General features: G+C 46.3%; 13 protein-coding genes. 8 read left to right on the top strand and 5 right to left on the bottom strand.

The window, feature by feature from the left end; genetic code table 11:
- The first annotated feature begins 71 nt into the window (after positions 1-71).
- Entirely contained in the window at positions 72-395 is a 324-nt protein-coding gene (fdxA, locus tag AC27IB_RS06265) for a ferredoxin FdxA (protein ID WP_296045251.1), read from the top strand.
- A 20-nt stretch (positions 396-415) separates the two neighbouring features.
- Here the strand turns inward: fdxA and rlmE are convergent, their stop codons facing one another.
- Entirely contained in the window at positions 416-1,036 is a 621-nt protein-coding gene (rlmE, locus tag AC27IB_RS06260; RefSeq protein WP_296045254.1) for a 23S rRNA (uridine(2552)-2'-O)-methyltransferase RlmE, read from the bottom strand.
- A gap of 195 nt (positions 1,037-1,231) precedes the next feature.
- Here rlmE and AC27IB_RS06255 point away from each other — a divergent pair, with 195 nt between their 5' ends.
- The gene (locus tag AC27IB_RS06255) at positions 1,232-1,969 is read left to right on the top strand and encodes a TrmH family RNA methyltransferase (RefSeq protein WP_296045255.1); all 738 of its coding nucleotides are present in this window, start codon (positions 1,232-1,234) and stop codon (positions 1,967-1,969) included.
- A 28-nt stretch (positions 1,970-1,997) separates the two neighbouring features.
- Here AC27IB_RS06255 and ylqF read toward each other — a convergent pair whose 3' ends face one another.
- Both ylqF and AC27IB_RS06245 read right to left on the bottom strand, forming a co-directional pair.
- The gene (ylqF, locus tag AC27IB_RS06250; RefSeq protein ID WP_296045258.1) at positions 1,998-3,002 is read right to left on the bottom strand and encodes a ribosome biogenesis GTPase YlqF; all 1,005 of its coding nucleotides are present in this window, start codon (positions 3,000-3,002) and stop codon (positions 1,998-2,000) included.
- A 179-nt stretch (positions 3,003-3,181) separates the two neighbouring features.
- The gene (locus tag AC27IB_RS06245) at positions 3,182-3,364 is read right to left on the bottom strand and encodes a hypothetical protein (protein ID WP_296045260.1); all 183 of its coding nucleotides are present in this window, start codon (positions 3,362-3,364) and stop codon (positions 3,182-3,184) included.
- Between the two features lie 244 nt (positions 3,365-3,608).
- Between AC27IB_RS06245 and AC27IB_RS06240 the strand changes: the two genes are divergently transcribed.
- On the top strand, positions 3,609-4,391 hold the full coding sequence (locus AC27IB_RS06240) for a peptidylprolyl isomerase (RefSeq protein ID WP_296045263.1): 783 nt from the start codon (positions 3,609-3,611) through the stop codon (positions 4,389-4,391).
- A 104-nt stretch (positions 4,392-4,495) separates the two neighbouring features.
- On the opposite strand, the gene AC27IB_RS06235 is transcribed toward AC27IB_RS06240, so the two are convergent.
- Both AC27IB_RS06235 and AC27IB_RS06230 read right to left on the bottom strand, forming a co-directional pair.
- Positions 4,496-6,178 carry a glycoside hydrolase family 13 protein gene (locus AC27IB_RS06235; protein WP_296045266.1) on the bottom strand — a complete coding sequence of 561 codons (1,683 nt, stop codon included), beginning with the start codon at positions 6,176-6,178 and terminating at the stop codon, positions 4,496-4,498.
- Positions 6,169-7,506, bottom strand: coding sequence for an MFS transporter (locus AC27IB_RS06230; RefSeq protein WP_296045269.1), 1,338 nt, complete (start codon positions 7,504-7,506; stop codon positions 6,169-6,171). Before AC27IB_RS06230 ends, AC27IB_RS06235 begins: the two co-directional genes overlap by 10 nt.
- A gap of 249 nt (positions 7,507-7,755) precedes the next feature.
- Between AC27IB_RS06230 and AC27IB_RS06225 the strand changes: the two genes are divergently transcribed.
- The 5 genes from AC27IB_RS06225 to AC27IB_RS06205 all read left to right on the top strand — a co-directional run bounded on the left by AC27IB_RS06225 (position 7,756) and on the right by AC27IB_RS06205 (position 11,522).
- A complete protein-coding gene (locus AC27IB_RS06225) occupies positions 7,756-8,379 on the top strand; it encodes an RHS repeat-associated core domain-containing protein (RefSeq protein ID WP_487119644.1) in 624 nt (207 codons plus the stop codon).
- Complete coding sequence (locus tag AC27IB_RS06220; protein WP_487119642.1) at positions 8,369-8,821, top strand: hypothetical protein; 453 nt, start codon at positions 8,369-8,371, stop codon at positions 8,819-8,821. The genes AC27IB_RS06225 and AC27IB_RS06220 overlap by 11 nt, the downstream gene beginning before the upstream one ends.
- A gap of 174 nt (positions 8,822-8,995) precedes the next feature.
- Positions 8,996-9,604, top strand: coding sequence for an RHS repeat-associated core domain-containing protein (locus AC27IB_RS06215; protein ID WP_487119640.1), 609 nt, complete (start codon positions 8,996-8,998; stop codon positions 9,602-9,604).
- Positions 9,570-9,956 carry a hypothetical protein gene (locus tag AC27IB_RS06210; protein WP_487119638.1) on the top strand — a complete coding sequence of 129 codons (387 nt, stop codon included), beginning with the start codon at positions 9,570-9,572 and terminating at the stop codon, positions 9,954-9,956. Before AC27IB_RS06215 ends, AC27IB_RS06210 begins: the two co-directional genes overlap by 35 nt.
- A 363-nt stretch (positions 9,957-10,319) precedes the next feature.
- On the top strand, positions 10,320-11,522 hold the full coding sequence (locus tag AC27IB_RS06205; protein ID WP_487119636.1) for an MFS transporter: 1,203 nt from the start codon (positions 10,320-10,322) through the stop codon (positions 11,520-11,522).
- Positions 11,523-11,531 lie beyond the last annotated feature (9 nt).

Below are 11,531 nucleotides of genomic sequence, written 5' to 3'. Positions count from 1 at the left end.
TGGCATTTGGCTTTAGATCAGGCTACATAACCCTTATAATCGGCCCAAACTGATCCAATATCCATTTCATCATGACCTTTGTAGTGACCGACAACTGCGTAAAGTGTAAGTATACCGACTGTGTAGCGGTGTGCCCGGTAGACGCTTTTTTTGAAGGGCCCAACTTTCTGGCCATCGATCCGGCTATCTGTATTGATTGTGCGTTGTGCGTACCGGAGTGCCCTGCGGAGGCCATTGTTCAGGATACGGAACTGACCGAAGCGCAAGAGCCCTATCTGGCCATTAATGCTGAGCTTAGTCAGCAGTGGCCAAACATTACTGAAGTGATTGCGCCGCCTGAGGATGCAGACAGCTGGAATGGCGTACCGGATAAGCTGCCGTTACTGGAACGCTGAGATAGCAACAGGGCTGATTATCAGCCCTTGAATCCGGTAGCTACCAGATACACTTCCCGTGAACGGGGGCGCGAAGCGGCGGGCTTTCGGACCACCACTTTACTAAACGAGGAGCGAACGTCTTTGACGTAGTCATCGTAGCCCACGCCCTGAAATACTTTTGCACAGAAACTGCCACCGGGCTGCAACACATTTCTGGCCATGTCCAGCGCCAGCTCCACCAGATACATGGAAGCATACTGGTCGGTGGTTTTTACACCACTTTGATTAGGCGCCATGTCCGAAACCACAACATCCACCTGATCATCGCCAAGCACCTGCAGAATCTGGTCGTATACCGCTTCATCGGTGAAATCACCCTGAATAAAGTCTACCCCGATAATACTGTCCATAGGCAGAATATCTGAGGCAATCACCCGCCCGTTTTCACCCACTACGGGAGCGACGATCTGCGACCAGCCCCCCGGCGCTGAACCTAAGTCCATCACCACGCTACCTGAACGGAACAGATTATCCTTTTCGTTGATCTCGATAAGTTTGTAACTGGCCCGGGAACGATAACCGTCGGCCTGCGCCTTTTTTACATACGGATCGTTAACGTGTTCTTCCATCCATTTTTTACTGGTTTTTGAGCGGGCCATATCTACTCTGCTGTGACTGGTGGGAAATCGGCGTACATTGTAATCATGCCTAAGTTATTTGCAAATTAACAAGCGCTAACAAACTTTGCCAGCCAGCCTGACTTCACGGCTATTACAGGCTACAATACGCCTCTATCTTAACACGCGTCTCTGTGAGCGCCTATTGCCCCTTTTGTACCCGGAACCGCCTGCACCATGAAACTAGACGACGTAAAAAAACTGCATCAGAAAAAATACCGTTCGCAGTTTGGTTATTATTTAGTGGAGGGGGAACATCTGATTCAGGAACTGCAACGCTCACCGTTGATGTCGCAGTCGGTTACGCTATATGTCACCGATGCCTGGCAGGCTCGGGGGCTCCCTCTGGATGAACGCTTTGATGTAGTGTCGGTTACCGAACGGCAAATGGCCGCACTCAGCGACACCAAAACGCCTCAGGGCGTCATTGCCAGAGTACCTCTGCCAGCGAGCCAGGGGAGCCCGGTCACCGCTGTGGGCAATGAGCGTTGTATTTATCTGCATGAGATTCAGGACCCTGGCAATCTGGGGACTGTATTGCGTTCGTTAGCCTGGTTTGGTCGCTTCCGGCTGTTATTGAGTCCTAACAGTGTCGACCCGTTTAATTCCAAGGCCGTGCGGGCCAGTATGGGGGCTATTTTTCATCTGCCTGTCGAGTTGGATATCACGCTCACGCAATTACAAAGTCGGTTTGAAAAGTTTGCTTACCTCGACTTAACCGGCACTGCCATAACCGACAAGCGTTTTGCTGACTACCCTTGCTACCTGTTTGGCAACGAGGCGCGAGGCGTACCGCAAGAGGCGCTATCGCAGATGAACGCCGACGCTTTTACCATTGCAGGTAACGGCACTATTGAGTCATTGAATCTGGCCAGTGCCGTGGGTATTTGCGCTTTTCAACTGGCACAATCTTAAGGCTGGCCACCAATTCAATGGGTAGTGATCAGCGGCGACCCTGTTTCATTCTGCGGCTCTGTTCCTGGCGCTTTTCATTGCGCTTTTCTTTACGAGCCACTTTATCGGGGGTTAGCGAGCCGTCTTTAAACTTCTGTTTACGTTTGGCTTTTTCGGCTGCTTTTTTCTCGGCAGCCGCGGCCATCTCAACTTTTTCCTGCTCAATCATTTGCGGCGTTTCCAGCGTTAAACGCCCAAGCTTTCCGGCCTGAAGTTCGGTTAATAAGATTTCACAAATCTTATGCAGGTTAACCCGACCACCGGCCATAATGGCTCCCCGGCTTTTCGCGGCGGCTTCTAAAAACTCAAGCTCTGTATCGGGCAACTCTTCGAGCTTGTAACGCTCTTTCATTGCCTCAGGGTAAGCTTTAATTAAATAGTCAGCGGCATAAAACCCCACATCATCGTACTCCATCGCAGTATTTTTTACTGCACCGGAAGACGCCAGTCGATAAATGGAATTGGGGTTTTCCAGTTTTGGCCAAAGCACGCCCGGTGTGTCGAACAGCACGATCCCGCCACCTAAGTTAATCCGCTGCTGAGACTTGGTTACCGCCGGTTCATTACCGGTTTTAGCGATAACCCTTTCAGCCAGAATGTTAATCAGGGTCGATTTACCCACATTCGGAATCCCGGTGATCATGGCATTGATCGACTTCACAGACGCGTGTTTCTGGGCACAAATCGTTTGCACTAATTTGATAATTTGCTTGCTGTTTGCCGGATTGTCGGTGGTAGTCGTAATGGTTTTTACACCACGCTCACTTTCCAGATAAGCCTGCCACTGTGCGGTGAGTTCGGGATCGGCCAGATCATATTTATTGAGAATTTTCAGGACCGGCTTATCGCCCCTGATTTTAGCAATTTCCGGGTTTTCACTGGAATAAGGGATCCGCGCATCAAGCACTTCTATAAGGATATCAACCTGACTTATCGATTCTTTTATTTCTTTAAGGGCTTTGTGCATATGCCCCGGAAACCATTGTAAGGCCACTGAAATCATCCTGTAATGACTAAGTTGAGCGCAAGTTTACTGCATTTAAGCCGGGATTGGGATGAATTGCGGACACAGGACACACTTTAAATGCCCTTTTAGCACCATCGCAGGATCACACTGCCCTGTTTTACGACTAATTACCCGGTAAGACAGGCGGAGTGGACACTTACTGATAACTAAGCGTCGCTTTGTCTTTCCAGCTCTATGGCATACTCCACCAGCTCCGCGTTAGACAAATTGGCATCGCAACTGTCCTTATCCTGAGCGAGGATTTTATCGATAAACTTTTCAACAATGGTCTGGTGACCCTCATCAAGCAGGCGGTATTTTTTGAGGAGCCTTGTCTCTGTATTATTCATATCCAAGTCGTTCTTCCTCTCTGGTTATTGTATCCATCGAACGCTACAAGTATCACTGTGTATAGTAGACAGCGGGAACAATAATTGCCAATCAGTGGCGTTTACCCAGGGAAAGAGTTATGGATTGCTTTGGTTTAACGGGGATCTGGCGCGATTACAAAATGATACAGAGAAAGGGTTTCCGGACCTGGGGAGTTTGCGTACTATTGGCCTTAATTTAATAACAACGAGCAGATTACCAGGCATGATAAAACCAATACTCGCATTGAGCACGGCCGCCCTGTTGAGCTTTCAGGCTGCAGCAACCGTGGTGGAAATTCGCACCAATATGGGCACCATTAGCGTAAACCTTTTTGATGAAGAAACCCCGGAGACAGTAGAAAACTTTCTGGAGTATGTAAACTCGGGGGCTTATGCCAACAATGTGGTGCATCGTCTGGAACCTGACTTTGTCGTTCAGGCGGGGGGCTTTACCTACAACAATACTCTGCCTCTGGACAACGTGGCTACCGGTGTAGCCGTGGTCAATGAACCGGAACTGTCTAATGTACGCGGCACCATCGCCATGGCCAAACAAGCCGGCGATCCTAACAGTGCCACCTCTCAGTGGTTTATTAATTTATCTGACAACAGCCAGAATCTGGATGTACAGAATGGCGGGTTTACCGTATTTGGTCAGGTAATTGATAACGGTATGGACGTGGCGGACGCAATTGGCGAACTCTCACGGTTTAACTTAGGCGGAGCGGCAAACTCCATCCCACTGCAAAACTATACCAACGATGATGCAGCCAATGGTCGGGAACCGGATGGTGACAACTTTGTGTTGATTACCGATATTGTGGTAACCGATGCGGCAACCGTGACTAACCCGGATTTAAATCCAGTGCCCAATACGCTAATCGACAGCAGTGGGGAACCTACGCCCCCATCGGGTGGCGGTTCTTCAGGTGGGGCGATGCATCCGCTGGCATTACTTATGATTGGCTTAACTACCATTTTCTTCCGACGCCGAGTTAAGCGCTAAGCGGTTGATAAGTGGCTAAAACGGGGGCTTCAGCCCAGTACCGGCCAAGTATAAAAACACTAAAGCCGCTCAGTTGAGCGGCTTTAGTGGGTTTAGCAAAGCGCTTACGCTAACTTAATCACCGCGGCCTGCCAGGGCTCGAGGGTATAACCTGAGTCATCCTTTTGTAGCCCAGCGTAGTTATTTATCAGCACATTATCACCTATTAATGCCGGCGCCATCGCACAGTGATGCTGGCTGCTCGAGTAGTTAAGCAGTACCAGTATCACTTCATCGTCGAGCTTACGGGTGTAGGCATAAATATGCTCATCATCCGGTAATAGCAGCTCATAGGCACCGTACACCAGCGTTAGATTATCTTTGCGTAAACGGGTGAGTTTGCGAAAGTAATTTAACGGTGAATCCGGATCATCTTCCTGTGCAGCAACGTTGATCTGCGGGTAATTACCAGTAACTTTTAACCATGGCTTTCCGGTAGTAAAGCCGGCATTCGCCGAATCATCCCACTGGATGGGCGTTCTGGCATTGTCCCGACCACTTAACTTATGCGATTCAAGCAGCATCTCGGCATCGCCCCCCTCATTTTTAGTGAGGTTATACCAATTAATGGTCATCAGGTCGTTGTAATCGTCAATGCTCTCGAATTTGGCGTTAGTCATGCCAATTTCGTCGCCCATGTAGTAATAAGGCGTGCCTCGCATGGTCAGCAAAAAGGTACTTAACAGCTTGGATGACTGCACACGATGGGCTGAGGAATCATCGCCAAACCACGACACCTGACGCGGAAAGTCATGATTGGTATGCCACTGGGTGCCCCAGCCTTTTTCATCAAAGGTAGTGGCCCAGGCACTCATGATCTCTTTGTACTTCACCAGGTTCTGAAAGTCAGCATTAACAATCTTACGTTGATCCACACCTAATTCCACATGCTCAAAATGGTAATTCATATTGAGCTCATGGCGGTCTTCATCAACCAGATCATGAATATTGTCTAAGTTTGTACCCGGTCCTTCAGCAACGGTCATAATGTCGTAATGCTGCAATACCTCGCGGTTCATTTCATTCAGGTACTGATGCAAGCGAGGCCCCTCGGCATAGACATCAATCATGGCATCGCCATGCACCCCCTCAAACACCGGATAATCATCGTGCTTGGAAATAAAGGTGATCACATCCATCCGGAAACCGTCGATGCCTTTTTTAAACCAAAAATGCATCATGTCGAAGATTTCTTCGCGCAGTTTGGGGTTTTCCCAGTTTAAATCTGGCTGGGTTTTATCAAAATAATGCAAATAATAGGCATCTGTGGGCTCATGATAAGCCCAGGCGCTGCCTTCTTCATCGAAAAATGACCAACGCTCCGGCGGCGTGCCTTTTTCAGCCGGCCACCAGTGATAGTAATCGCGGTATGGGTTGTCTCGCGATGAGCAGGCCTGTTTAAACCATTCATGTTCGCTGCTGGAGTGGTTAACCACCAGGTCCATCACCACTTTAATGCCTCGGGCATGAAAGCCAGCCAGCAATTCATCAAAGTCGGCCATGGTGCCGAACTCATCCATAATGTCACGATAATCAGAGATATCGTAGCCATTGTCGTTATTGGGCGATTTGTAGATGGGATTTAGCCACACAATATCCACGCCGAGCGAAGCAATATAATCCAACCGGTTGATTATGCCTTGCAGATCGCCAACACCATCACCGTTGGAGTCCTGGAAGCTTCGCGGATATATTTGATAAACAACGCCTTCTTTCCACCACTGACGGTTCATCTGGGTTAATTGCATGATTGTTTCTCCTGATTAGCCAGGTGATCAGGTTTGGTATTAATGCGCAGAGCCAGGCCTGCACCAACAATAAATAAAATACCGGCCAGCGCCAAGGCGTTACGAGGATCCCCGCCAAGCAGAGAATCGTAAAAATAGCCAACGGAAAGCATTTCCATGATCTGTGGCAGACAAATCATAGCATTCAGTAATCCCATATAAACCCCAACCCGGGCCGCTGGCGTAACGTCCGCAGCAATAATAAAGGGGACAGTAATCACCGCAGACCAGCCAATGCCAACCAAGGCCATACAAGCAAAGGTCATATATAAGTCGGTAGTAAGCTGCATTGACAGATAGCCCACACCACCCACTAATAAAAATAGTGCATAAGTTTTGGCATCACCAATCCTGGTGACCACTTTGGCAATAACCAGTGCCATAATCAATGTGGTGACATTCATGATAGTAAAAGCCATCCCTACCTGAGCCGTCCCTTCAACAAAACCGGGACTGTCGGGATTGGGGGCGTCATAAACGTGGCGGGCAATCGACAATGCCAGATACTGCCACATCATTGGCAACCCAAACCAGGTAACCAGCTTCACCCACCACACTGCGCGCAGGGATTTGGGCATATCAACCAGTGCACTCCACAACTCGGTAAATACATGACCGATGCTTTTGTGTTCGCGGTTAGCATGAAAGGCTTCCAGATCTTCCGGTGGGTATTCTTCAGTTTTTACAAATGACCACGCCATGGAAACCAGGATAACCACTACGCCAATGGCAAAAGAGTATTTGACGATTTCAGGAATTTGCTTGCCATCGGTTTCCGCAGACACACCAACAGAAATCATAATCAACGGCATCAAACCAGCCAGCATTTGACCAGCCGCTATCATAAACGACTGCAAGGCATAACCGGTGGGACGCTGTTGGTGATTAAGCTTGTCGCCTACCAGCGCACGGTAGGGTTCCATTGCGGTATTCATTGCCGCATCGAGGATCCAGAACAGACCCACCACCATCCAGAGTTCAGGCACATAAGGCATAAACATCACGGCAATCGAGCCTACCAGAGCACCGATCATAAAAAAGGGTTTACGACGTCCGAAGCGGGTCCAGGTACCGTCGCTTAACGCCCCGATCAGTGGTTGAATTAATAACCCGGTTACCGGCCCTGCTAACCACAGAATAGGCAATTCATGTTCTGCAGCGCCATGATAACGAAAAATCGGACTCAGGTTAGCCTGCTGCAACCCAAAGCCATACTGGATGCCGAAAAAGCCAAAGCACATGTTCCATATTTGCCAGAAGCTTAAGTTTGGTTTTAGTGAATCTTTCATATCAAGATCTCTGTTTATCATCTACTTCAGCGTAACAAACATGCTCCTAATCCTCACAAACTGAAAACACAAAACATGTAACACGCTGATACTAATACAATGATTGATTTAGTGAGCCACTGCGGCAAACACAAAGCCCGCAACATAATACGCACAAAAAATTAACCTCACCGCCAAATCTTAAACGATTAAGAAGATTACGCAAGTTTTCTGGTCATTTTCTTAAAATTAAGTGTATGCATTCTTTATATGCAGGCTCGATACTATGATCCGGTCATAGGTCGTTTCTACGCGAATGATCCGGTTGATGCGCTTTCACATATTGGAAGCCAAAATGGGATTCACGGTTTCAATAGATATGCTTATGCCAACAATAATCCATACAAGTATATTGATCCTGACGGTAAAACATCTACTCCGTATTCTCAGATGGTGAATGCGAGAAAAGTACGTGAATATGATGCTGATGTGCCAAGAGGAGAGATTTTAAAAAGGCACGCTAAAATGTCTTTGGGAATGGTTGAAATGATAGGTGGTGTCATCACTGCTAATCCTCCCGCTGTGTCCATGGGGGTTACGACCTTTCTCGATGGAGCGATGGGCGGCTCAGCAGTTTCCGAATTGCTGCAAACTTATGGTGATGTTAATCCAGCAACTGCCGATGGGATTGGGGCTATTTTAGATGTTGGCACTGGCGTAAAAGGCATAATTGATAATGTTGGTGACCTCGGCAAAGCATTTCTGAAGTCGGATGGTGTCGGAGATTTAATAGGCACCAGCGTCAAATCAACAGCAGAGGTATCTTTGATGCAATTAGAGACTAATGAAAACATAGACAATATTAGTAAAGCGATAAATCCAGATGAAGGGTAAAAGTAAAATTGCGAAAGCTATAGAATTCTCGTTCTTGCTGATTGTATCTTTATGTCTTGTTTTAATGCTTTTGAAAAAATTGTCTACAGAAACAACTGAAGTGACAGGAATTTTGACAAAGTATGAGTGTGGTTTTTGGAAAAACAGTAAAATTATTCATACTCATAGTGTTTCATTGAAGTCAGGACAAAGTTACTTCGTAAGAACAAAAAAAATCCCTTGCTCAGAAGTAAAAGCTCCAAAAATTAACCGGTTGGTTACTTTAACTGTAGAAGGAAAAAGGCTTCTCGGCCTTAATCAATTTAATAACGAATTGATAAGCAATAAATTTCTAGCGGAGGAATCTGAACAAGGCGCTTCTATTATTTGGTTATTAGCAGTTGTATTCTGTTCTTGCACCTGTTGGAGCGGCTATCAATTCTATTCACGTCTAAAAATTTAAAGCGAGAAGTTAATAATAAATAGGACTGTCACTTTATCTGAACACTCAGCCTCGCACTTGCGGGGCTTTTTTTTGAGCACAATACGTGTAGACTTCATTAGTTTAGCTATACTGCTAAGATACTGTATCAATTATGATTTATTGACTATCTACTATGGCTCGTAGTGTCGTTGAATGTATATGCAGGCACGATACTATGATCCCGTTATCGGGCGCTTTTACAGCAATGACCCCATTGGATTTCGAGATGTGCATAGCTTTAATCGGTATGCTTATGCGAATAACAATCCTTATAAATATGTTGATCCTGACGGCCGTGAGGTCAAATTTTTTGGCCCTCAAAGCGAAGTTGCTGTTAACAAAGTTACTTATGATAAAGTGAAAAATTCCTCACCAGCATTTAAAGCGAGAGCTGCGCAACTTGAATCATCCAAGAATACTCACATGATTGTGGCAACTCTTGGCAATAGCAATCCTGGTATAAATGCACTCGGCAATGTTGCAGATTCATCAAATGGAAAAGGGAGTGGTTCGGTTACATCAATTAATCCAGGTGCTGAATTATCCACGACTAATAAAGATGGAGCGACTGTAATAAACAGCCCCGAAGCAATAATGGCTCACGAGGTGTTTGGTCATGCTGTAGATATGGATAGCGGCAAATTTGATGAATCGATAGCCCCAAATGGCGAACCTGTTCACGAAAATAATGCCCTTAAAGTTGAGTCGGAATATAAGGCGATTGTGCATGAAAAACTACGTGATTGCGTTACTACTTGTTAGTACGGGCTTATTTGCATTTGCAAGCGAAACTGAAGATACAATTTTTAATTGGAAGATTGGGCAATTAGATAAAGTGAATTTGGTTGAATTGGATATGAAGCTGTTAGACGAGAGCATGTTGAGTAGAATTAAGAAGGATTATTCTAAAAAGCCTCTGACTATAAAATTTAACTCAGCTAACTTGGAACAGAAGATGGAAGATATTACACCTGTGCGCGTTTGGGAAAATAAAAAGGAAAATACCCAAAAGTATTTTCTTTTTTCTGTTGATGGCTCAACATATTTCGTTGTATTTGCAACTAGAAATAATGAAATCTTCGATAAGTTTATGTTGTCATCTTGGAATATGTAAGATTGTACTTTCCTACCTGAACGGACATTAACATAAACTCAACATTGAGATCACTCTCGGTGATGTAGAAAGCATTTAACTTTTGCCATCCTAGGTCAATCGCCTCGCGATAATCGCGGGGCTTTTTTTTGAGCACAATTCGTGCAGACTGCACTGTCCTAGCTATACTGCTAAGGTGCTGTATCAATGATGATTTATTGATTATCTTTTATGAATCGTAGTGTCGTTAAATGTATATGCAGGCACGATACTATGATCCAACGAACGGATTCTTGCTGATGATTGCAGGTTCAAAAGTTTGTCATATCAAAAGGGTAGATTTACAGAGTCTTTAATTTTACGCGCTCGCGAGAAACTGTATTAATGAAATCATCGATTTCGAGTCGTTCGTTTTATCTGGTGATCATTACTTTCATTCTGCTGTCCGTTCTTGGTCAGGTTTCTACGGGGATCTACACGCCTTTCTTTCAGGAACTCGCGACTTTGCACAGTAGCGGGATCGGAATGATAGAAAAAAGTGTCGCCATCTTTCTTATTGCATTTTCTGTTTCGCAATTGTTGTCCGGCGTCGCCTGCGACTATCTGAATAAAACGCGACTGCTCCAGGCAGGCTTGCTGTTATTTATGCTGGGCACCCTTTTGGTTGCCCTGGCTAATACCCCACAAGTCTTTTTGGCGGGACGGATAATTCAAGGGCTTGGAGGCGGAGTTGGCGTGTCGGTTACTCGGGCATTATCAAAACAGCTATTTAGCCCGCAGCAGCTCAATGTGTCTCTATCCCTGACCAATATAGCCTTTGCGATTGCTCCTGCGGTAGCGCCTCTGATAGGCACCCTGGTAGGTCACTATGCCGGTATTACAGCAATATTTGGTGTAGTGCTGTGCCTGGCGTTACTAGCTTTCTGGTTGCTTTTTTATATTGCACCGCAGTTAGACTCACAGCATAAGCCGCGTTCTTTACACGTCATCAGCGAGACCCTGGCGCTGATGAGAACCTGTCTGCCGCGAATTTTATTAGTCGGTGTGGCAAGCGGACTACTCTATGGCATTGTTTTTGGTTTCGTCACCGTCAGCCCGTCACTGCTGATGGATGAACACCGTTTCAGTAAAACTGCCTTTTCACTTTTTTCACTGCTGGCCACGCTTTGTTTTGTGCTTGGCAGTTACCTTAATATCAGATTACCGACCGTCTCCGCTGTCTATAAATTTAAGCTTTCAGGGCTGATTATTCTGGGGTTGTCATGCTGTACCTTACTCTGGCTAACCACAATGAGCTCAAACACACTCTGGGGAACTTTGCTGCTTGGCTACCTGGCTTTCTTTTTTGCTGGTATTGCCATGCCTTGTAGTGTGTCTCTGATGCTTAGCTTTTCTAACACATCGGCTGGCTTTCTGGCCGCCTTGGTTGGCTTTTTCCACCTCAGTGGGGCGTCGATTGGCGCTTATCTGGTGGCCACCATTAATATGCCCCCTGCTCTCACTTTTGTGATGGTGACCACGCTGCTAAGTTTTTGTAGTGTAATGGCCTGCGCTGTTGTTCATCCCGCCCATAACGAGCAGGACTGAGTTTAGCTA

The sequence above is a fragment of the Alteromonas sp. 4NH20-0104 genome (assembly GCF_057547795.1).
The sequence above is the reverse complement of the archived record's forward strand: the minus strand, read 5'-3'. Positions and strand labels throughout refer to the sequence as shown.